This is a genomic window from Amycolatopsis nivea, from assembly GCF_004522235.1.
Classification (GTDB): domain Bacteria; phylum Actinomycetota; class Actinomycetes; order Mycobacteriales; family Pseudonocardiaceae; genus Amycolatopsis; species Amycolatopsis nivea.
The window spans coordinates 39445-60049 of sequence record NZ_SDLT01000015.1 but is presented as its reverse complement, the minus strand read 5'-3'; the positions used below and the strand labels follow the sequence as shown (position 1 = coordinate 60049).

The 20605-nt window shown below is 69.6% G+C and carries 20 protein-coding genes; 8 read left to right on the top strand and 12 right to left on the bottom strand.

The features are described from left to right. Positions 1-29: 29 nt before the first annotated feature. From EIZ44_RS19350 to EIZ44_RS19335, 4 genes are all read right to left on the bottom strand, one after another. The gene (locus EIZ44_RS19350; RefSeq protein WP_134730240.1) at positions 30-848 is read right to left on the bottom strand and encodes a phosphoribosyltransferase; all 819 of its coding nucleotides are present in this window, start codon (positions 846-848) and stop codon (positions 30-32) included. 110 nt (positions 849-958) lie between these two features. Beyond that, positions 959-1342, bottom strand: coding sequence for a tautomerase family protein (locus tag EIZ44_RS19345; RefSeq protein WP_134730238.1), 384 nt, complete (start codon positions 1340-1342; stop codon positions 959-961). A 9-nt stretch (positions 1343-1351) separates the two neighbouring features. After that, a complete protein-coding gene (locus tag EIZ44_RS19340) occupies positions 1352-1873 on the bottom strand; it encodes a DUF4865 family protein (protein WP_134730236.1) in 522 nt (173 codons plus the stop codon). A gap of 5 nt (positions 1874-1878) precedes the next feature. Beyond that, entirely contained in the window at positions 1879-2436 is a 558-nt protein-coding gene (locus EIZ44_RS19335; protein ID WP_167754206.1) for a TetR/AcrR family transcriptional regulator, read from the bottom strand. A 106-nt stretch (positions 2437-2542) separates the two neighbouring features. On the opposite strand from EIZ44_RS19335, the gene EIZ44_RS19330 reads away from it, so the two are divergent. Next, a complete protein-coding gene (locus EIZ44_RS19330) occupies positions 2543-3103 on the top strand; it encodes a hypothetical protein (RefSeq protein ID WP_134730232.1) in 561 nt (186 codons plus the stop codon). Here the strand turns inward: EIZ44_RS19330 and EIZ44_RS19325 are convergent. Continuing rightward, the gene (locus EIZ44_RS19325) at positions 3100-5109 is read right to left on the bottom strand and encodes a prolyl oligopeptidase family serine peptidase (protein WP_134730230.1); all 2010 of its coding nucleotides are present in this window, start codon (positions 5107-5109) and stop codon (positions 3100-3102) included. The two genes, EIZ44_RS19330 and EIZ44_RS19325, sit on opposite strands and share 4 nt — an antisense overlap. A gap of 107 nt (positions 5110-5216) precedes the next feature. Here EIZ44_RS19325 and EIZ44_RS19320 point away from each other — a divergent pair, with 107 nt between their 5' ends. After that, positions 5217-6119 carry a neutral zinc metallopeptidase gene (locus tag EIZ44_RS19320; protein WP_134730228.1) on the top strand — a complete coding sequence of 301 codons (903 nt, stop codon included), beginning with the start codon at positions 5217-5219 and terminating at the stop codon, positions 6117-6119. Here the strand turns inward: EIZ44_RS19320 and EIZ44_RS19315 are convergent. Then, positions 6112-6690, bottom strand: coding sequence for a TIGR03086 family metal-binding protein (locus tag EIZ44_RS19315; protein WP_134730226.1), 579 nt, complete (start codon positions 6688-6690; stop codon positions 6112-6114). The two genes, EIZ44_RS19320 and EIZ44_RS19315, sit on opposite strands and share 8 nt — an antisense overlap. Before the next feature lie 81 nt (positions 6691-6771). Between EIZ44_RS19315 and pdxR the strand changes: the two genes are divergently transcribed. Both pdxR and EIZ44_RS19305 read left to right on the top strand, forming a co-directional pair. Continuing rightward, on the top strand, positions 6772-8181 hold the full coding sequence (pdxR, locus tag EIZ44_RS19310; RefSeq protein ID WP_134730224.1) for a MocR-like pyridoxine biosynthesis transcription factor PdxR: 1410 nt from the start codon (positions 6772-6774) through the stop codon (positions 8179-8181). A gap of 98 nt (positions 8182-8279) precedes the next feature. After that, positions 8280-8711, top strand: coding sequence for a CBS domain-containing protein (locus EIZ44_RS19305; protein ID WP_037809798.1), 432 nt, complete (start codon positions 8280-8282; stop codon positions 8709-8711). Positions 8712-8715: 4 nt separating this feature from the next. Here the strand turns inward: EIZ44_RS19305 and EIZ44_RS19300 are convergent, their stop codons facing one another. After that, a complete protein-coding gene (locus EIZ44_RS19300; RefSeq protein ID WP_134730222.1) occupies positions 8716-10239 on the bottom strand; it encodes a DUF4139 domain-containing protein in 1524 nt (507 codons plus the stop codon). Positions 10240-10363: 124 nt separating this feature from the next. Here EIZ44_RS19300 and EIZ44_RS19295 point away from each other — a divergent pair, with 124 nt between their 5' ends. Then, on the top strand, positions 10364-12094 hold the full coding sequence (locus EIZ44_RS19295) for a Xaa-Pro dipeptidyl-peptidase (RefSeq protein ID WP_240691350.1): 1731 nt from the start codon (positions 10364-10366) through the stop codon (positions 12092-12094). On the opposite strand, the gene EIZ44_RS19290 is transcribed toward EIZ44_RS19295, so the two are convergent. Further along, positions 12070-12711 (bottom strand): response regulator, encoded by a 642-nt coding sequence (locus EIZ44_RS19290; protein ID WP_037810105.1) that lies wholly within the window; start codon positions 12709-12711, stop codon positions 12070-12072. The genes EIZ44_RS19295 and EIZ44_RS19290 overlap by 25 nt on opposite strands. Next, positions 12708-13844 carry a sensor histidine kinase gene (locus tag EIZ44_RS19285; RefSeq protein WP_134730218.1) on the bottom strand — a complete coding sequence of 379 codons (1137 nt, stop codon included), beginning with the start codon at positions 13842-13844 and terminating at the stop codon, positions 12708-12710. Before EIZ44_RS19285 ends, EIZ44_RS19290 begins: the two co-directional genes overlap by 4 nt. Positions 13845-13935: 91 nt before the next feature. Between EIZ44_RS19285 and EIZ44_RS19280 the strand changes: the two genes are divergently transcribed. After that, positions 13936-14787: a M23 family metallopeptidase gene (locus tag EIZ44_RS19280; RefSeq protein WP_037809802.1), complete on the top strand. Its 852-nt coding sequence runs from the start codon at positions 13936-13938 to the stop codon at positions 14785-14787. Between the two features lie 203 nt (positions 14788-14990). Further along, complete coding sequence (locus EIZ44_RS19275) at positions 14991-16103, top strand: DUF4192 domain-containing protein (protein ID WP_134730216.1); 1113 nt, start codon at positions 14991-14993, stop codon at positions 16101-16103. A gap of 507 nt (positions 16104-16610) precedes the next feature. On the opposite strand, the gene galE is transcribed toward EIZ44_RS19275, so the two are convergent. From galE to EIZ44_RS19260, 3 genes are all read right to left on the bottom strand, one after another. Further along, positions 16611-17591, bottom strand: a complete 981-nt coding sequence (gene galE, locus EIZ44_RS19270; protein WP_134668602.1) for a UDP-glucose 4-epimerase GalE — start codon at positions 17589-17591, stop codon at positions 16611-16613. 90 nt (positions 17592-17681) lie between these two features. Further along, positions 17682-18866, bottom strand: a complete 1185-nt coding sequence (galK, locus tag EIZ44_RS19265; RefSeq protein ID WP_134730214.1) for a galactokinase — start codon at positions 18864-18866, stop codon at positions 17682-17684. Then, positions 18863-19585 (bottom strand): iron-dependent transcriptional repressor DtxR, encoded by a 723-nt coding sequence (locus tag EIZ44_RS19260; protein ID WP_078870312.1) that lies wholly within the window; start codon positions 19583-19585, stop codon positions 18863-18865. The genes galK and EIZ44_RS19260 overlap by 4 nt, the downstream gene beginning before the upstream one ends. Positions 19586-19694: 109 nt before the next feature. On the opposite strand from EIZ44_RS19260, the gene EIZ44_RS19255 reads away from it, so the two are divergent. Continuing rightward, entirely contained in the window at positions 19695-20534 is an 840-nt protein-coding gene (locus EIZ44_RS19255; protein WP_134730212.1) for a sulfurtransferase, read from the top strand. Positions 20535-20605 lie beyond the last annotated feature (71 nt).

Sequence of the window (20605 nt, the reverse complement as noted above, 5' to 3'; positions counted from 1 at the left end):
TCCCGGCAGGAATCGGACGTACACGCGAGCTAGCGGCGTAGATTCCTAGCGGCGGCGAGTCCGAGCACTGTGCCGGCCCCGGCCCTTCGCGCTGCGTTCGCGACGCCCGCCATGGTGTAGCCGGTGTGGTAGACGTCGTCCAAGACAAGGATTGTCTCGCCGGCAAGGTCTTCGTCGACTCGAAACTCATGGAGCATGGTGGCGCGCTCGCGCGGAGACATGAGTTTGGCGGGTTTCCGCAGCGGGGTTGTGCAACTGACCGAGGTCAGTTCGATGCCGAGCTCCCGCGACAGCAGCGTGCCGAGCAGGACGCTGACGGACGGCTTGTCTCGGGCATGTCCGGGAACGGCGAGAATCCGAGTGGCTTCGTTGAACCACTCGTGGCGAACTATCGCGTCGCTCAGCGAACGGCACAGCTCCTGCCCGGCCCGGTCCACTTCGGCTTGCTCGGCGGATTCGTAATGCTTGATCAGCCGGATCGACTGCGCTGTCGACGTGTAAACCAGGTCGCCTGACCCGTTCTTGGCTGGTCGCGTGTAGAAGTCCAGTGCAATCGCGGCATCCAGACAGCCTTTTTGCCTGATGTGGATGACGAGAACTTCCTGCAAGAAATCCAGGAACTCCGCCAAGGATCCGTCCGGCTTGAAATCCATGCGGATCCGGTAAGGCCACTGAGGGTCGTGGCTGAGGGTGCCGACGGCTTTCGCCCTGGGAAGAATACCGAGAACGTGATCAGTGACCGCCGGGACGCCGCGATACTGGAGGAACCACGCGGATCCTGACCGAGTGAGCTTCCAAGCTTCGAGGTGGTTAGCGCGACTATCGGGCTGGTAACGTTCCTCGGTCAACGGGGACCCCCTCAACGGCAAACGACCAACCGCAGTTTGGCACAGCGGTGCCTTGCCGGGGAGCGGTTTCCGCGATGAGGAGTCACGGCAGTTCCTTGCGCAAGAAAGCGTCAAGAAAGCATTTGCGCGACACCCTCGCCGAACGACCAGTCCACCTCGTGGTTTTCCGTCAGGCTGAAGAACACATTCCGCGGTTCGATCCCCGTTGCCTCGGCGATGAGTTCGGTCGCTCGCCGGTACAACGCGGTTTTCTGTTCGTTGGTGCGGCCGGCGCGCATTGTGATGGCGATGTACACGATGTCGTCGTCGCGCTGGACGCCGAAATAGCCTGGGTCGTAACGCAATCGGCCCGGGGCGTGGCTGTTCAGGATCTGGAACCGGTCGTCGGCGGGGACGTCGATGGTTTCGGTCATCGCCTGGTGCACGGCTTCGCCGATGGTGGGGAGACGGTCGGCGTTCGGTTCGGACAGCACGTCGATGCGGACGAGCGGCATGGGGACCTCTCAGCTCAGCTGGTCGATTTCGGGGCGGGACAGGTGAAGCACCCGGTACTGGACGTCGCTGTCCTCGTCCGGGATGGTGGCCCAGAGGGTGAAGCGCACGGTTTCCCAGCGCTTCGGGTCGATGGCCAGTGCGGTCGTGTGCACGGCTGGGTTTTGGGACAGCTGCGCGAGTTCGGCTAGTTCGCGGTCGATGTCTTCCGAAAACTGCCCGACACGTTTAGTCGCGAACGTCGGAGCGGCCGCGCGCGCTGGGCCGGGAAGACAGCGCGCGCCGGTCCAATGGTGTACGGGCGGTCGGCCGAAATCTTGGACTATGCCGTCGAATCCGCCGCCTCCCCAAAGGAATCGGCTCATGCCGGCGGTGTCGGCCCACAGGTAGAACGGCGCGTACTGGTTGTCGCGCACCAGATATGCCTTCAGTCCCAAGCCGGGGAACGCGTCAGTGCGGTGGCCTCGGGTCGCGACTCGGCGCTCGATGTCGTATCCAGCGGGCAAATCGATCTCGTACTGCATGGCGTACATCGACGTCACCGCTGGCCGAGGAGTGCGAGCGCGCCACGGATCGCTTGGTCGAACGGCTCGACCGTCCCGGATGATCGGGCGAGGACGTACCCGCCTTGCAACACCGCGACCAGCGTGGTTGCCGTTGCCGCTGGGTCGAGGTCGCTCGGGAGTTCGCCGTTCGCGATGCCCTCAGCGAGCACTTCGGCGAGACGGCCGCGCAGCCAGTCGAACGTTTCCTCCAGCGGCGCACGCAATTCCGGGTTCGTGACGATCTCGGGGTCCAGCGCCAGCCGTCCGACCGGGCAGCCGCGCAGGACGTCCCGCTCGCGCAGCAGATAGGCCGAAACGCGTTCGACCGCCGTCGTGCCCTGGGCGAACGCGGTCTCGGCGGAGGCGCGCAGATCGTCGGCGTTCTGCCGGATTGCGGCGAGCGCCAGGTCGGCCTTGCCGGTGAAGTGGTGGTACATGCTGCCCTGCCCGGCCCCGGCGCGCTGCTGGATCGCCTTCGGGCTGGTGCCGACGTACCCCCGCTCCCACAGCAGGTCCTGCGTGCTCGCGATGAGCTGGTCTCTCGTGGACATAAGGTCACCGTACATACTAGTAGGTACAGTAACAAGGCCGGGTGCGAACTCGCCCCCACTGAATCTCCACATTCTCCCCGCGGCACCGGCACATCCGGGCGGCAGCATGGCTGCCGTGGACTGGAGTGCGGTGTTCGAGGCGGAGGCTCGGCGACGGAAGGTCCGGCCGCGGCCGGTGTGGGGGAGCGGGGTTCCGCTGGATCCGGTGGTGGCGCGCAGCGTCCGGAGGTTCCGGCACCCGCCGGAAGAGCTGAGGCTTCTCGAAACCGCAAGCCAGTCAGCGAAAAGCGACGTGATGAGCCAGCTGATCTCCGACGTGCTCGCGCTCGGCTACTACAGCGCGTTGCGGGACGGCACCCGCGACCCGGTCACCGTGGAGGTCGCCGCCCGGGTGTCCGCCGGGGTGGAACGGCAGCTCAGCTATCACGTGGATCGGTTGCGGCGGCAACGAATCTCAGCGAGTGCGAGATGGCGAGCCAAAGCGATCGTGGAAACCGGCGGCGTGTTAGTCGGCCACGGGCGCGCGTTGCGGCGGCTCGGCGTGCCGTGGCTGGCGTTCGTCACCGACGCCTGGGCACGGTTCGAGCGGGCGCTCGCGGAGGCCCACAGAGGACCGTCGATCCGCCCGGGGCCGCGCGTGCGGGCGCGGCCCCGGGGGCTGGTCTAGGAAAGCTTCGACCAGAGGAATTCGTACGCGACCGCTGAACGGAACGCGAGTTGTTCGTTGTCCGCCGCCGCTCCGTGGCCGCCTTCGATGTTCTCGAAGTACTCCACGTCGTGGCCCTGCTCCCGCATCCGCGCGAACATCTTGCGCGCGTGCCCCGGGTGCACGCGGTCGTCGCGGGTGGAGGTGACGAAGAGGATCGGCGGGTACTCGCCGTCCGCGGAAACGTTTTGGTACGGCGAGTATTTCGAGATGTACTCCCACTCCTCCGGGACGTCCGGGTCGCCCCATTCGGCCATCCACGACGCACCGGCCAGCAGCAGGTGGTAACGCTTCAGGTCGAGCAGCGGCACCTGGCACACGATCGCGCCGAACAGCTCCGGGTAACGGGTGAGCATGACGCCCATCAGCAGCCCGCCGTTGCTGCCGCCCTGGATGCCGAGCCGTTCCTTCGTCGTGATGCCCCGCGCGACGAGATCGCGCGCGACCGCGGCGAAGTCCTGGAACGCCTTGTACCGGTTCTCCTTCACCGCCTGCATGTGCCATTCCGGGCCGTACTCGCCGCCGCCGCGGATGTTCGCGACCACGTACGTTCCGCCGCGCGAGAGCCAGGACCGGCCGACGACCCCGCCGTACGAAGGGGTCAGCGAAACCTCGAAACCGCCGTACCCGTACAGCAGCGTCGGGCCGTTTTCCGCGCCCGGCGGGCGGACGACGAAGTACGGGATCTTCGTGCCGTCGTCCGACGTCGCGAAGTACTGGCTGACCTCGATCCCGGCCGCGTCGAAGAACGCGGGCGCCTGCTTCAGCACCTCGACGTCGCCGCCGACGACGCCGCGGGTGAGCGTGGACGGCTGGACGTAGCTGGAGGAATCCACCAGGTACTCGTCGTCGACGTCCGGTTCGGTGTCGACGATCTGCGCGCTGCCGAATTCCGGCGCACCGCCCAGTTCCGCTTCGGCCCAGCCGTCCGGGCCGGGAGTCAGCACGCGCAGCTCCGACTTGACGTCGTGCAGCGTCGCGAGCAGCAGGTGGTTGCGGGTCCACGTGTAGTAGTCCAGCGACGTGTGCGCGTCCGGGGTGAACAGCGCGGTGAACTCGCGGTCGCCCGATTTGAACGCCTCGTAGCCGATCGCGAGCAGCGTGCCCGCGGGGTGTTCGGTGCCGCCGACAGTCCACGCGCTGCGCGGGTGCACCAGGAGCCATTCGCGGTGCGTGGACACCTCGACGTCCTCGGGCAGGTCCAGTTTGGCCAGCCCGGACGGGGTCCGCTCGAAGTACTCGGTGCGGTAGAAATCGATCGCCCGGCGTACGAAATCGCGTTCGAAACCCTCGGTCGGGTCGTGGTACGCCATCACCGCGACGTCGTCCGGCTTGCCCTCGGCGACGAGCACCGCGTCCTCGATCGGGGTGCCGCGCCGCCATTCCTTCACCAGCCGCGGATAGCCGGACGTGGTGAGCGAGCCCGGGCCGAAGTCCGTTCCGATGTACACCCGGTCGGCGTCGATCCACCCGATCCGGTGCTTCGCCTCGGGCAGGGTGTAGCCGTTCTCCACGAACTCGTGCGCGTCGAGGTCGAACTCGCGGACGACGGTCGCGTCCGCGCCGCCCCTCGACAGCTGGACCAGGCCGAGCCGGTGCCCGGGACGCAGCACCGCGGCACCCTTCCAGACCCAGTTCTCGTCCTCGGCCGCGGCGAGCGCGTCGACGTCGAGCAGGATCTCCCAGTCCGGTTCGGCGGTGCGGTACTGCTCCAGCGTGGTGCGCCGCCACAGCCCGCGCGGGTGGTTGGCGTCCTGCCAGAAGTTGTAGTAGTGCGTCCCCCGGCGCGCGACGTACGGGATCCGCCCGCCCGCGTCGAGCACCTCGCGGATCGAGTCCCGCAGCTGCCCGAACCTCTCGCTCGCGGTGAGCGCGTCGAGCGTCTCCGCGTTGCGCGAACGGACCCATTCGAGCGCCTCGTCGCCCGTCACGTCTTCAAGCCACAGGTACGGATCTTCGACAGTCATAGCGTCCAGTCTCGCTGCCGCTCGCGGATCCGGCCAGGATCCCGGCGTTCCCGTTTCGTGATCCAGGCCCGCGCGCGGTCTCCGTATGCTGGTCGGGAGGGGGAGGAATGACGTATTACGCCGGGGGCCCGTGGCCTCCCGCAGCACCGCAGCCGCCGCCGCGCCGGAAGGCGGGCAAAGCGCTGGGCGCCGTGGCGGCGGTGGCCATCGTCGCGGTCACGCTCGCGCTCATGGCCGTGGTGCCGCACGAGGTGTCCGGGCACGCGATCGCGGCCCCGGACGCCGACGCGATGCCGGACCGCCAGGACGCCAAACCGGTGCGCAAGCTCAGCGGCAACCCGTTGCTGGCCGAGGGCGTCGCGCTCGGTCCGGTGTCGTGCGACCTGCCGGACCTGAGCCGGGACCCGGAGCAGCTCAAGACCTTCTACACCGCGCTCGTGGGCTGCCTGAAGCAGGCGTGGCAGCCCGCGCTGGACAAAGCGGACGAGCCGAACCTGCCGGTCAAGGTGTCGGTCACGCTGCCGAAGACCAGTGCGTGCGGCAGCGCGCCGTCCCGGAACGAGGCGGTCGCGTACTACTGCGGCGGCGACGCCACGATCTACGCGCCCACCGAGTGGATGCTGTCGGACGCCGGGCTGAGCCGAGCCCGGCATCTGGCGACGCTCGCGCACGAGTACGGCCACCACGTGCAGCGCGAGAGCGGCATCCTCGACGCGGCGAGCACGGAGATGGGTTCGCCGGAACCGAGCAGCGACGCGGACAAGGCGGTCGTGCGCCGGATCGAGCTCCAGGCGAACTGTTTCGGCGCGTTGTTCCTCAACGCCGCGGCGGACCGCGGGTCGATCAGCCGGGCCACCGCGAACGCCGCCGTCGCCGATTACGGCCGCGCCGACGACAGCGGCGACCACGGCACCCGCGCGAACCAGCTGGCCTGGGCGAAGGCCGGTTACACCGGAGCCGGTCCGGCGGCCTGCGACACCTGGTCGGCCCCGGCGGACAAGGTCAGCTGACGCGCCACCGCGGGTCGCGGCCCAGCCTGCCGAGGAACTGGTCCAGTTCGCTTTCGCCGGTGTCGACGGGCACCACCGGCGCGAAGGTCCCGCGTTCGACGCGTTCCTTCGGGTCGGTCGGGATCATGAGCGCGAACTGTAGGGCGGCGTGCACCGCGTCTGGCACCGGGTTGTACGCGACGTCGAGAGTCTTGGCGAGGTCCCAGCCGTGCGCCACGGTGTCGACGAGGTGCATGGCCATCGCGACTGTGCCCGAGAAGGTGCCGAAGGTGTTGATGGCAATCTCTCGTTCCGCGACGTCGGCTTCTCCGTACGCAGCGAGGTAGTCGGTCACCGAAGCTGCGTACGCGGCGTACGGGTCTTCGCCGAGCTGACCGCTGTCCCAGTCCTTCGCGGAGCCGTTGCGCGCTGCTTCGGCGAAGGCGTGGTTTTCGCTGACTTGATGGCGGAGCAGGTCGGCGAGCGTCCAGCCGGCGCACGGCGTGGGCCGGTCGAGGTCCGCCGCGGTGATCTCCGAGACGATCGGGTCGAGAACGAGCAGGGACTGCCGGTCGAGGTCGAACGTGGTCATGGGCTCACGCTAACCGCCAGATCGGTCCAGGAAGAGAGCCAAAACCGGGCCAACTGCGGTGGACCAATCTAGGCTGGACGCGTGGACCTGCACCTGGACCTGTCCGGCGCTCGCGGCCATCGCGACGAGATCTACCGCCAGATCCGCGAAGCGGTGCTCGACGGGCGGCTGCGCGACGGCGACGTGCTGCCGCCGACCCGGGAACTGGCACGCCAGCTGGCCGTTTCGCGCACCACCGTCACCGCGGCGTACGAACGCCTCACCGCGGAAGGATTCCTCGCCGGCCGAGTCGGCGCGGGTACCTACGTGCGCACCGGCGCCGCGCCACGGCTTGCCGAACCGGCCAGGTTCGCCGAAGGCGTCCAGCCGCGTCCAGAGTGGACAGACGTGCCCGCGCCGCCGAAAGCGTTCACGAACCCGCCGGAGTTCGATTTCCGTGCCGGAGTACCGGATGTACGGCTGTTTCCGTTCGACACCTGGCGTCGGCTGACGACCCAGGCGTTGCGCAGCTCCCACGCCGAACTGATGACTTACGGCGAGCCCCAGGGCGATCCCCGGCTGCGCACCGAACTCGCGCGGCACCTCGCGGTGTCCCGGAACGTTCGCGTGCGCCCGGAACACCTCGTGATCACTTCGGGCGCGCAACAGACGATCGACCTCGTCGCCCGCGTCCTCTTGCGACCCGGCGACCTGGCTGCCGTCGAGGATCCCGGTTACCCGCCGCCGCGCCTGCTGCTGGGCACGCTCGGGGTGCGCGTCGCGCCGGTTCCGGTGGACGACGAGGGCCTCGTGGTCGACGCGATCCTGCGGGGCACTCGTCTGGTGCACGTGACGCCGTCGCACCAGTACCCGCTCGGTGTCGCGATGTCGCCGGCTCGCCGCCGAGAGCTGCTCGATTGGGCCGAGGACAACAGCGCAGTCGTGGTCGAGGACGACTACGACACCGAGTTTCGCTACTCCGGGCGACCGCTGGAACCGTTGCACAGCTTGGATTCTCACGGCCGGGTGGTCTACGTGGGCTCGTTCTCGAAAGTCCTGTCTCCCGCGCTGCGACTGGGTTTTCTCGCCGCTCCGCCCGCTCTGGCGGAAGCGATCGTGAAGGCGAAATACCTCGCCGACTGGCATTCCCCGGGCATCGAACAAGCGGTGGTCGCGGCGTTCATCGCGGAAGGCGGGTTCGCCCGGCACGTCCGCCGGATGCGCGGCATCTACCGCGCCCGCCACGACCTCCTCGTCGACCGCCTCCGGGCGGAATTCGCCGACGTGCTGGAGCCGGTTCCCGCGTCGGCGGGTCTGCACCTGAGCGCGTCGGCGGACCGGGATCTGCGCGGCTTCGCGCGGAAGGCCTCCGGGGCGGGCGTGCGGCTGTTTTCGCTCGGCGATTTCTCCGTGGCGTCGCGGCGGCACGGGCTGCTGTTCGGCTACGGCGCGATCGCGGCGGAGGAGATCGGACCCGGTCTCGCCCGGTTGCGCCGGGTGTTCGACGGCTGAGCCCGTTACCACGAACGGACGCGTCCCGCTGGACTTTCGCAGTCGGCACCGGGGCCCTAACCTGATGTGACCCGACTCACCGAGGAGAGGGCATCGCCATGCGGATTGCGGATGTGCTTCAGCGCAAGGGCGCGACGGTCGCCACTGTGTCGCCGGGGACGACGGTCGCCGAGCTGCTGGCGGGACTCGCCCGGCACAACGTCGGCGCGATGGTCGTCGTGGACGCCGAGGGCGGGATCGCCGGGATCGTGTCCGAACGCGACGTCGTGCGCAAGCTCAACGACCACGGGCCCGCCGTCCTGCAAGGGCCGGTCGCGGACATCATGACCACCATGGTCGCCAGCTGCACCCCGGACGATCCGGTGGACCAGCTCAGCGTCGTGATGACCGAACGGCGGATCCGGCACGTGCCGGTGCTCGACGGCGGGCGCCTCGCCGGCATCGTGAGCATCGGCGACGTGGTGAAAATCCGGATGGAGCAGCTGGAACAGAGCCAGGAACAGCTGGAGGCCTACATCTCGCAGGGCTGAGCGCTCACTCGCGCCAGCCGCTGAGTTCGACGCCCTTCGCGACGTCCACCCGGTAGCCGAGAGAGACCGTCGCGGACGCCCCGGGCGCGATCGTGAGCCGCCAGGTGAACTGGCCCAGCTCGGTGCGCTCGACCGGCTCCGGGCTGAGCCGCAGGTCCCGCACGGTGATCGCGTCGTCCCGCGAGACCGGGGCCTGGTCGAGCACGGCCACCACGGCTTCGCGGGGGCTGTGGTTGGTCACCGTCGTCTGGTAATCGGCTTCGCGGCGGCGTTGCGCGGAGAACGTCGCCTTGCTGGCGCTGCGCTTCACCAGTTCGCGTTCGACGCGGATCCGGTCGTCGACGCCCAGCGCGAGTTCGCGTTCCTCGCCGGGAGCCCAGAGTTCCAGCTGCGTGCTGCCGACGAATTCGGCTTCGTGGAACACCGCGGCGCGACCGGCGCGGAGCGTGTGCTCGCCGGTGTTGACCACCTTCGCGCGCAGATACGCCTCTTCGGCCTGCGTCGGCGCGGTGACGTAGTCCAGTTCCGCGGTGAAGTCCAGCTGCGCGAGCGTCGTCCGGTGACCTTGCGCGCCGGACGGGATCGCGACCGGGCGGGCGGGCCGGAAGGTGACCGCGGTGGCGCCCTGCTCGACTTCGGAGAGGTGCGCGGCGAAGCCGTCCCGACCGGCGGGTGCGGCACCGCCGTAGGCCGCCATCGCGGCGGGTGCGGGCGGCACCATCGAGCGCCGTTCCGGCTGCTGCCGATCCAGGTACCAGGGCTGGAGTTCCGGGATCACGACGGTGTTCGCCGGGCGCGCGGTGGACAGCGTCAGCTCGCACTCCGGCCAGTCCTCGCCGGTGTGCTGGCTGACCAGCCCGTACGAGGTGACGGTGACGTCGGTGCCGCGCACCCGCACGTCGTACCCGGGTTCCCAGCGCGCGCCGGGGACCACATAGGACAGTTCGATTTCCGCGGTGGCAGGGGATTCCAGCTCCACGACGATGGTCGAACTGTCCTGTTCGGACTGTGCGCTGCGAGTTTCGATCTGGCGGTCTAGCGCGGCGAGGTCTTCGCGCAGCCGTTCCAGCCTCGTGGCGAGCGCGCGACGTTGCTTGAGCGCTGCGGCTAATTGCGTGCTGAGCGCTTCGCTCACTTCCTGGACACGCCCCGGTTCCGCGTCGCCGCCAGCCAACGCCTTCGCGAAGCTTGCTCCGCTGCGTCGCGAGACGCCCGTCAACAGGTCGACGCGCGCCGCCGCTGCGCTCTCGTCGTCCGCAACCTCGTCGACAGTCGCTTGGTCCGCGCGACGCTGCTCCACGAGCGCGCGCAGCGTTGGGTCCGCAGGCGCAGCGTGTTGCGCGTACGCGACGTCGACGCCCGTGACCAACGCGTCGCCCGCGCCGCTGACGCGCACTGAAGCAGCGTCAAGCGACAGGGGGAGACCCGTGATCTCTACGCGGGACCCGTCGGCCGGAGTGACTTGACAGCGGCGGGTGACGCGCGCGTGCTGCGGATAGACCGTGACCGTGACTATCGGTGCGTCCATGGCTCCGACGTTAGTCGGTTGACGCGAGTTGCGGTTGACGGAACTCTCAACTTGCTCGCCTGCTTCGTCCAGCTTGGGGGTTCTGGTGGGAGTTGCCGCTCGGGTCGCTGCCGTTTTCGTCGCAGTGGCCACATTGTCCGTGCCCGCGGTCGCTGAAGCTGCTTCGCCGCCAGCGCCGGTTTTCACCGACGGTCAGGCGCAGCCGGTCTTCGATCCGGCTGACGTCATCCGCGAAGACGTCTGGGTCACCGCGCCCGTCGACAGTGACCACGACGGCAAGCCTGACCTCGTACACGCGCAAGTGGTGCGTCCGCGCGCCACGGAGCAGGGCATGAAGGTGCCGGTCGTGTACGAAGCGAGCCCGTACTTCGCAGGCGGCAACGACGTACCCAACCACAACGTCGACACCGAGCTGTACGTGCCGGGCCCGCACGTCGCGGCACCGATCGGTTGGAGCTACCAGAACTACTTCACCGCGCGCGGATTCGCTGTCGTGTACGGCGAATCCCTCGGCACCGGGTTGTCCACCGGCTGCCCGACGACGGGCGACGTGAACGAGACGATCGGCGCGCGTTCGGTGGTCGACTGGCTGAACGGCCGCGCTTCCGCGCACAACCAGGCCGGAGCGTCTGTCGCGGCGAGCTGGAGCACCGGGAAGACCGGCATGATGGGCGTGTCGTACAACGGCACACTGCCCAACGCGGTCGCCAGCACCGGCGTCGAAGGACTCGAGACGATCGTGCCGATCGCCGCCATTTCGAGCTGGTACGGCTATTACCGCAACGCCGGCGCGGTCGTGGCACCCGGCGGCTATCAGGGCGAGGACACGGACGTGCTCGCGGGTTACGTCTACTCGCGCGCTGACCAGCAGATCTGCCGTCCGGTGCTCGACGGCCTCACCGCCGCGCAGGACCGGCTGACGGGGGACTACAGCAAGTTCTGGGACGTCCGGAACTACCGCAACGACGTCGGCAAGGTGCACGCGTCGGTGCTCGCAGTACACGGGCTGAACGACTGGAACGTGAAGACCGAGCAGGTCGCCACCTGGTACGAAGCGCTGAAGAAGCACGGCGTCGAGCACAAGATCTGGCTGCACCAATCTGGCCACGCGGACCCGATTTCGCTGCGCCGCGACGTCTGGCTCACGACGCTGAACAAGTGGATGTCGCACTACCTCTACGGGGTCGACAACGGCATCGAACGCGAGCCGAAGGCGACCATTCAGCGCGAGGACAAGTCGTGGGTCGACGAGGCCGATTGGCCCGCGCCGGGCACTTCCGACGTCGAGCTGCACCCGTGGCCGGGCGGACGTTCGACCGGGGCACTCGACCGGCAGCCCGTGCCCGGCCGTCCGACCGTCGAAACGCTGGCCGACGACGCGAGCAAGAAGATCGAACAGCTCGCCGACGCGGCGTCGTCCGGGAACCGCTTGCGCTACCGCACTTCCGCGACCACGGAGCCGGTCCGGTTGTCCGGCACCGCGAAGGCCGAGCTTCGGCTGTCGTTCGACCGTCCGGCCGCGAATGTCACCGCGGTGCTGCTTGACCGCGCGCCGGACGGCACCTCCCACGTGATCAGCCGCGGCTGGACGGATCCGCAGAACCGGATCAGTCCGTCGGTCACGTCGCCGATCACCCCCGGACAGCGGTACCGCATCGAGGTTTCGCTGATGCCGAAGGACTACATCGTGGCCGCCGGGCATCGCCTGGAGTTCGTGCTGGCGTCCAGCGATCACGACTTCACGCTGCGGCCGCAGCCGGGTGCCGGGCTGTCGCTGGACTTGACCGGGACGACGGTGACGTTGCCGATCGTCGGCGGGAAGAAGGCGTTCTACTCGGCGATCCCGGCGCGGTAGGCGAAGGCGACGGCCTGCGCGCGGTCGCGCAGGCCCGCCTTGGAGAACAGGTGGTTGACGTGCGTCTTCACCGTCGCCTCGCTGACCACGAGGGTGCGCGCGATCTCCGTGTTCGACAGACCGGCCGCGATCAGCCGCAACACTTCGACTTCGCGCGCGGTGAGGCCTTCCAGCTCCTTCGTGCGGACCGGTGCGCGGCTCGTCGCGGCGGCTACCAGCCGTTGCTGGAGCGCGCCGTCCACAGTGGACTGACCAGCGGCCGCTGAGCGGAGGGCGCGGGCGATCGCTTCGGCGTCGGCGTCCTTGGTGAGGAACCCGCGCGCGCCGGCTTTGAGCGCGGCGAGCAGGGAGTCGTCGTCGGCGTAGGTGGTGAGGACGACGACTTCGGTCTTCGGATGCTGCGCGCGCACCAGTTCAGTCGTCTCGACGCCGTCGCGGTGCGGCATGCGCAGGTCGACGAGCAGTACGTCCGGCTGATGCTCGGCGACCAGCTCGAGAGCCTGTACGCCGTCTACGGCCGCGCCTACCACCTCGATGCCGGGCAGCAGCCCGAGGAGCGTGACGAGACCTTCGCGCACTACAGCCTGATCATCGGCCAGCACCACGCGCAGCGTCACGCCGGCACCGTCAGGTGAATCCGCCATCCGTCCTCCCCAGGGCCGCATTCGAGCTTCCCGTTCAACAGCGCGACCCGTTCGCCCATGCCTCGCAAACCGTATCCCGGCGACGGCGGCTCCGGCGGACGGCGGCCCTGGTGGTCGATGATCGTTAAGTCGACTTCTTCGTTCTTGAAGGCCACCGTGACGTCTACAGCGGGACCTGCGGCGTGTTTGCGCGAGTTGGCGAGGGCTTCTTGTACGGCGCGTACGAGCGTCGTGCCGACAGCTGCGTCCAGCTCGCGCGGTTCGCCTTCGATCACGAAGTCGGCGCGAGAGCCGGTGTCGAGCCTGTACGCGGCGACAAGGTCCGAGACCGAGCGCTCGACGGGTACGGCGTCTTCGCGCAGCGCAGCGACAGCCTTGCGTGCTTCGGCGAGACCGTCGGTCGCCAGCTTCTGCGCGCGTTCTATCTGCGCGAGAGACTCTTCGCTCGCACCGTCGCGGACCATCATCAGGCGTGCGCCCTGAAGGTTGAGCGCGAGACCGGCGAGCGAGTGCGCGAGGACGTCGTGCAACTCGCGAGCGATGCGCGTGCGTTCGGCGAGGGCGGCCGCGCGGGCGTGCTCCTCGCTGGCGGTCTGGGCCCTGGCGAGCGCGAGCTCGGTCTGCTCCAGCCGTTCCGCGCGGCTCCGGCGGTTGGCGGCGAGCAGCACCATCACGACGAGGATCGCGAAGAGCGCGACAGCGTTCAGCCAGTCGAGGTCGTAGACGATCGACCAGGTGAGGATCGTCGCCGAAGCCGCGGCGAGCGAGATCGCCGCCGCGATCCGGCCGGAGACGCGCAGGGCGTAGAAGGTCGCGCCGAACATCGTCGTCGAGGTCCAGCTGCCCGGCTGCAGGATCCAGAGCGCGCCCGCCGCCGCGACGACGGCGATCATGGTCGCGGGCATCAGCCAGCGCGGCCGCGACTCGCGGGTGAGCCAGAGCGCCGGGACGGACAGGACGAGGACCAGCCCGATCAGCGGCCACGACCAGGGGCGCGCGTTCGGGATCGCGAACAGGGCCGGCACGGCGAGCACGCCCCAGCGCACCCAGTCGGCGCCCTCGAACCGCCGCCGCGCCTTCGCGAGCGAGGCCGCCGGTGTGCCCATGGGCCCTCCCGAGTCGTCTTGTACGGAAAATGTACTGGCTCGGGCTTGGCTGGAGGCGCTCGGACATTTCCCCCACCAGGAGGTACGCCCCATGTCCAGATTGAGACGGTTCGCGGCGGTCGCGGCCGCGGTGGCCTTGCCCGCGTGCGGCCTGACGCTCGCCGCCCAGTCGACGGCGTCCGCGGCCCCCAACTTCCAGGTGCCGTTCAAATGCGGCGTCACGGTCACCGCGGCGACCTTCAGCGGCCACAACCCGGCCAACTCGGTCGACTTCCAGAAGTCCGGCATCACCGGCATGCCGGTCCTCGCGGCCGCGCCGGGGACGGTCACCCGCGTCGCGAACGAGGGCAGCACCAGCTACGGCCGCTGGATCGAACTGGACCACGGCGGCGGCTGGCGGACCCGGTACGCGCACCTGTCCGAGCAGGAAGTCTCGGTGGGCCAGAGCGTCGGGCAGGGCAAGGAGATCGGCAAAGCGGGCGCGACCGGCGGCGTGACTGGGCCTCATCTGCATTTCGAGGAGAACTTGAACGGTGTGACGCAGAAGGCCGTGCTGAACGGCGTCGCGGTGCCATACTACGGCAAGAAGGACTTCACGAGCAAGAACGGCTGCGGCGGCAACCCGTACTCGGCGACGCAGGTGTGCGGGTCGGGCTTCTCGGTGATCGACCAGCAGGCGCTGGGGACAGCGGGCACCGCGTACCTGCTGTACAACTCGTCCTCCAAAGAGAACTGCGTGACGACCCTGAAGGCGGTCTCCCTCGGGACGGCCAGCCCGGTTTCGGCGTTCCTGGAGGTGAAGGGCTCGACCAGGGCGACGGATTCCGGGAACTTCACCTATTACGCCGGCCCGGTGAAGAAGAGCGCCGGTTCGACGTGCGTCAGGTGGGGCGGTTCGGTCGGCTCGTCCGCGTACGAGAGCCCGTTCGAACACTGCGGCTGAGTTTCCTCTGACAATGCTGCCGGAGCCCGATCGGCTCCGGCAGCATTTTTGTCTATTGTGGACGCTCGTCTTCGATGCACACGGCACCGACAATTTCCCTCGGTCCTCCTCGCTTGGGACCTGGTTGTCCACAACTGCCTGCTGCGGTCCACAGATTTGCTTTGCCAGCCCCGATTCGCTTGTGCGCGGCGCAGAGTGGAGGCGTGACCACCTCGACGCCGCCCGGCCTCTCCCGGGCCACCCTCAGCAACCCGGCCGACCTCATCGCCTCGCTCCCGTACCTCCTCGGTTTCCGTCCCGCTGATTCCCTTGTGCTGCTCGGCCACCGCGTCCCCGGCACGACGATCGGTCTGATGGTGCGCGCCGACCTCCCGCCGCGAGAACTCCAAGCACAGCAAGCGGATGCGCTGATCCCACGCTTCGACGACCCCGAGCACAACGGTGTCACCGCCGTCATCGTCGGCGGTTCAGCAGACGAAAACGGCCCACCCCACCAGACACTCGCAGCCGAACTGGAACGCGGCCTGGCACGGCACAACCTTCGCCTGTTCCACGCACTGTGGACCCCCGAGATCGAACCCGGCGCGCCATGGTTGTGCTACCGGGACCCGGACTGCGGCGGTGTGCTGCCAGATCCGCAGGAAACCGTCCTCGCCGCCGCGACCACCGAGGCTGGCTTCGTCGTCTTCCGCAGCCGCGAAGAACTGGCCGCGGTGCTGGAACCCCGCTCCCCGGAAGCGATCGCCCGTCGCGCCGACTTGCTGGCGGCGTCCCCAGAACCGTTGTGCGGCCCGGACATGTCAGCGAGCGACGTCCTGGACGCCGCGGTAACCGAACTCCGCGCCGCATTCCTCCGCCAACGCCACGGCGAAGGCCCTCCCGACGACGACCAAGCGGTGCGGCTCGCCCACGCGCTGATGCTCACCCCGATCCGCGACGCCTGCATGGCCCTCGCGGTCCCGCCGCACACGTCGCTGACCCGCGAGGTGGAGGAGGTATGGCTGACGCTGGTCCGCGAACTGCCCCCGCCGCACCGAGCCGAAGCCGCACTGCATCTCGGCTATACCGCCTTGATGTGCGGGGAAGGCGCACTAGCCGGGATGGCACTGGCGAACGCCGTGGAAGCCGATCCGGAGCATTTGGTGGCGCAACTGCTGCAGACTGCCTGGAACATCGGCACGGACCCAGCGAAACTGACCGGCCTAGCCGACTTCAGCACGGCGGCTGATCTCGGTCTGACCCCGCCGCCGGAGCCGGGGAGCGCCGAGGATCCTGGCCAGGGGCGAAGATCGGGGCCGCCGAGGGGGATGAGATGACGGTTGCCGGAGCCCGATTTCCTCGCCAGCCGCGGTGAGCCATGGTTTGACCGCCACGGTGACGGGATGAGGCTTCCTGGCAGTGCGCCGGAATGGCTTCGGTCGAGCCGGACTGCGTGGTGCTCGTTGCGCGCGGTGCGGGGCGGCGGTCGGATGCAGGCGAAACCTCACCATGCCCGGTGAAAGCGCTTGAGTCGTCTTCCGTTTGGCACTCCATCGCGCGGACCAGCGGTCGCATGGATCCGAACTCCGCCACCCGCGGCGGATTCCGCCTGGCCCGTTACGCGCGGTGCGGAACCTTGCGGCCCGTGATGGAAGCGGGCGAGCCGAATTCCGTCCGCGTCACCCACCGTTGCCGTGGCACCGGTGAGTCCTAAGTGGACTTTCGGCGTCCGGCGTCGGTGTGCCCGAACAATGCTCGCCGCAACGATGCCGGGGCGGGGATCCCTCCGAATCCCCGCCCCGCACCGAAAAGCACACCCGGCCCGCAGCGGCCGGAAACCGCCGTCAGGACTGACGCGACTGAGTGAACTGCCAAGCGTCCGACACGATCCCGTCCAGGTCCGTCAGCTTGGGCGTCCACCCGAGTTCGCCGTTGGCCTTGTCGCTCGACGCGACCAGCACCGACGGGTCGCCGGCGCGGCGCGGGGCCACCACGGCGGGGATCGCGTGCCCGGTGACCCGGCGGCAGGCTTCCACGACCTCCAGCACCGAGAACCCGGTGCCGCTGCCGAGGTTGTAGATGCGGTGCTCGCCGCCGACGGCGTGGCGCAGGGCGAGGAGGTGGGCGTCGGCGAGGTCGACCACGTGGATGTAGTCGCGGACGGCCGTTTTGTCCGGCGTCGGGTAGTCGTCGCCGTAGATGGAGATGTGCTCGCGGTCGCCGGTCGCGACCTGGAGGACGAGAGGGATGAGATGGGTTTCGGTGGTGTGCCGTTCGCCGAACGCGCCGTACGCGCCGGCGACGTTGAAGTAGCGCAGGCTGACCGCGGCGAGGCCGTGGGCGCGGGCGAAGCTGGTGATCGCGTGGTCGATGGCGAGCTTCGACGCGCCGTAGGTGTTGGTCGGCTGCGTCGGGGCCGTTTCCGGGATCGGCGACACGTCGGGCTCGCCGTAGGTCGCCGCAGTGGAGGAGAACACCAGGCGCGGCGTGCCGTGCTTCTTCATCGCCTCCAGCAGCCGCAGCGACGTCACCACGTTGCCTTCCCAGTACTTCGCCGGGTCGGCCATCGACTCGCCCACCAGCGACTTCGCGGCGAAGTGCAGCACGCCGTCGAAACCTTCGCCGAGCAGGTCCGCGGCGACCTCGGCGGCGTCGCCCTCGACGAAGCGCGCCTGCGGGTGCACCGCGTCCGCGTGCCCGGTCGACAGGTCGTCCACGACGGTGACCTGGTGACCCGCTTCGATGAGGCGGGCGGCGCACACGCTGCCCACGTACCCCGCGCCGCCCGTCACGATGAGCTTCAGGGGGCTTTGCTGGTCCGTCACGTCAAGGCCTTTCTGCTGAGGGGTGGCGACTCTGCGGCACAGTCTCCCCTCAGAGCGACGCGACGGACCCTCCGGGGGTTGCTCCGGAAATCAGGTTTCGTCGCGGCCCGCGCCGCGCGACGGCACCGCCGTGAACATCCGCGGGCGGCGGAACCCGGCCTGCTCGCAGGCGGTTTCGACCGCGGTGCGCACTCCGTCCAGATCCTCGTCGCGGACCAGCGCGATCGCCGAGCCGCCGAACCCGCCCCCGGTCATCCGTGCGCCCAGCGCACCGGCCGAGCGGGCCGAATCGACCACGAGGTCCAGTTCCGGCGTCGAGATGCGGTAGTCGTCGCGCATGCTCACGTGCGAGGCGTCGAGGTGCGGCCCGATCTCGGCGAGCTTCTTCTCGCGCAGCAACGCGACCACGTCGAGCACCCGCTGATTCTCGGTGACCACGTGGCGCACCAGCGGAACCAGGTCCTCGGGAAGCTGCGCGAGGGCCTCGTCGAGCCCGTCGAGCGCGACGTCGCGCAGGGCCTTCACGCCGAGCAGTTCCGCCGCGCGCTCGGTTCCGCTCCGCCGTGCGCCGTAGCCGCCGTCGGTGTGGGAGTGCTTGGTGCGGGTGTCCATGATCAGCACCCGGAGCCCGGCCTCGCCGAGCGGGAACGGCACCTGCTCCATCTCGCCCGAGCGGACGTCGAGGAACAGCACCCGCGACTCCTCGCAGCACAGCGACGCCGTCTGGTCGAGCAGCCCGGTGGGCGCGCCGACGAAGTCGTTTTCCGACCGCTGCACCCAGCGCGCGATCTCGGGTCGTGCGGGAGTGCCCGCTCCGCCGTCTTCGAGTTCCACCCCGGCCACGCCCAGCAGGGCCAGCGAAACCGCGCATTCCAGCGCGTGAGAGGAGGAAAGCCCCGCCCCGGACGGCACGTCGCCCGCGATGACCAGGTCGGCGCCGCCCGCGTAGCCCTGGTCGCGCAGCACCCACGCCACCCCGGCGGGGTACGCGGCCCATCCGTCGACCGAACCCGGTTCGAGCGCGGCGATGTCGTGCGGCCCGGAGTGCTGCAGCTGCCCGTCGTCGCCGAGGGTGGCGACCCGGAGCTTGCCGTCCTCGCGCGGGGCCGCGGCCGCGGCCAGCCGGTGCGGGAGGGCGAAGGGCAGCACGAAACCGTCGTTGTAGTCGGTGTGCTCGCCGATCAGGTTCACCCGGCCGGGCGCGGACCACACGCCTGCCGGGGCCCGCCCGTGGACTTCCTGGAACGCGCGCGCCGCGTCGGCAGCCGGGGTCACTTGGCGAGCGCCAGCACGGCGTGCAGCGCCGCGGTGGACACCTGAGCCGTGGTTTCGGTGCCCTTGACCTCGACGGTGACGCTGCCGCCGACGGCCTTGCCGACCGTGACGAGGCCGCCGGGCACGATCCCGACCGTCCGCAGCTCGGTGAGCAGCGACTCGTCCAGCTGCACGTGCTCGGCGATGCGGCGGATCTCCACCTCGCCGCCGCCGGTGCGGGCGAACTCGTCGAGGCGCACCAGGCCGTCCTCGGCGCGCGGCGCGGGATCGCCGTCGCCGAGCTTGTCGAGGCCGGGGATCGGGTTGCCGTACGGCGACGTGGTCGGGTGGTCGAGCAGCTTCACCAGCTTGCGCTCGACGGCCTCGCTCATCACGTGCTCCCAGCGGCACGCCTCGTTGTGCACGTGCTCCCACTCGAGCCCGATGACGTCGACGAGGAGGCGCTCGGCGAGCCGGTGCTTGCGCATGACCGCGACGGCGAGGTCGTGGCCGTGGTCGGTGAGCTGCAGGTGCCGGTCGTCCGCGACGACGACCAGCCCGTCGCGCTCCATCCTGGCCACGGTCTGGCTCACGGTGGGCCCGCTCTGCTGCAGGCGCTCCGCGATCCGGGCCCGCAGCGGGACGACACCTTCCTCTTCGAGCTCGTAGATGGTACGCAGGTACATCTCGGTGGTGTCGATGAGATCGTTCACGCTGTCCCCTTCGTCCGCGTAGCTCATCGTAGTCGTTGGCCCCGACAGCGACGGCCCGCCTCGGCGTAACGGCCCGGCCCCGGCGAAAAGTCCTGCCCTGATGCGCGAACCGCGTCCGGACCAGCAGGATGGGGGCATGCGACCGTTGATTTCGCCCGCTGAGCTCGCCGCGTTCCCCGACCGAGACCGTCCTGTCGTGCTGGACGTCCGCTGGCGGCTCGGCGGACCGCCGGGAGCCGAGTCTTACCAGGAGGGACACGTGCCCGGGGCGGTGTTCGCCGACCTCGACACGGCGCTGGCCGCGCCGCCCGGCGAGGGCGGCCGCCACCCGCTGCCCGATCCGGCGGTGCTGCAGCGTGAGCTGCGGAAAGCCGGGGTCCGGGCCGGGCGTCCGGTGGTCGTCTACGACGACGCCGACGGTTCGGTCGCCGCGCGCGCCTGGTGGCTGCTGCGCTGGGTCGGCCATCCGGAGGTCGCGGTGCTCGACGGCGGTTACGCAGCGTGGCTGGCCGAGGGGCGGGAAGTGACGACCGAAGTGCCTTCGCCGGAGCCGGGCGACATCGAGGTCCGGCCGGGCGCGATGCCGGTCCTGTCGGCGGACGACGCGGCGGCGCTCGCTCGCGAAGGCGTGCTGTTCGACGCGCGGGCGCACGTCCGCTACACCGGCGATACCGAGCCCGTCGACCCGCGTGCCGGGCACATCCCCGGTGCGGTCAGCGCGCCGTCGTCCGAGCACGCCGGTGCGGACGGGCGTTGGAAGTCGCCGTCCGAGCTTGCCGAGCGGTTCGCGTCGCTGGGCTTGGCCGACGGGGTCCCGGTCGGCGCCTACTGCGGTTCGGGCGTCACGGCGTCGTCGGTGGTGCTCGCGCTGGAGGTCGCCGGGCATCCGGAGCCGGCCGCGCTGTACGCGGGGTCGTGGTCGCACTGGTCGCGCGATCCGGAGCGTCCCGCGGCCACCGGTCCAGAACGCGGCTGACTCCGCCGGAACTTTCCGCGCCGTGCACCGACTTCTCGTCCGGAAGGCTTTTCCAGGCGAGAGGCGGCGTT

Coding starts and splice junctions, on each gene's coding strand:
- EIZ44_RS19345 (WP_134730238.1), bottom strand. CDS start 1,342: ATGCCGCTCGTCCGCATCGACGTGCTGTCCGAACCGAACGCCGACCGT.
- EIZ44_RS19340 (WP_134730236.1), bottom strand. CDS start 1,873: ATGTACGCCATGCAGTACGAGATCGATTTGCCCGCTGGATACGACATC.
- EIZ44_RS19335 (WP_167754206.1), bottom strand. CDS start 2,436: ATGTCCACGAGAGACCAGCTCATCGCGAGCACGCAGGACCTGCTGTGG.
- EIZ44_RS19330 (WP_134730232.1), top strand. CDS start 2,543: ATGGCTGCCGTGGACTGGAGTGCGGTGTTCGAGGCGGAGGCTCGGCGA.
- EIZ44_RS19325 (WP_134730230.1), bottom strand. CDS start 5,109: ATGACTGTCGAAGATCCGTACCTGTGGCTTGAAGACGTGACGGGCGAC.
- EIZ44_RS19320 (WP_134730228.1), top strand. CDS start 5,217: ATGACGTATTACGCCGGGGGCCCGTGGCCTCCCGCAGCACCGCAGCCG.
- EIZ44_RS19315 (WP_134730226.1), bottom strand. CDS start 6,690: ATGACCACGTTCGACCTCGACCGGCAGTCCCTGCTCGTTCTCGACCCG.
- EIZ44_RS19305 (WP_037809798.1), top strand. CDS start 8,280: ATGCGGATTGCGGATGTGCTTCAGCGCAAGGGCGCGACGGTCGCCACT.
- EIZ44_RS19300 (WP_134730222.1), bottom strand. CDS start 10,239: ATGGACGCACCGATAGTCACGGTCACGGTCTATCCGCAGCACGCGCGC.
- EIZ44_RS19285 (WP_134730218.1), bottom strand. CDS start 13,844: ATGGGCACACCGGCGGCCTCGCTCGCGAAGGCGCGGCGGCGGTTCGAG.
- EIZ44_RS19280 (WP_037809802.1), top strand. CDS start 13,936: ATGTCCAGATTGAGACGGTTCGCGGCGGTCGCGGCCGCGGTGGCCTTG.
- EIZ44_RS19260 (WP_078870312.1), bottom strand. CDS start 19,585: ATGAGCTACGCGGACGAAGGGGACAGCGTGAACGATCTCATCGACACC.
- EIZ44_RS19255 (WP_134730212.1), top strand. CDS start 19,695: ATGCGACCGTTGATTTCGCCCGCTGAGCTCGCCGCGTTCCCCGACCGA.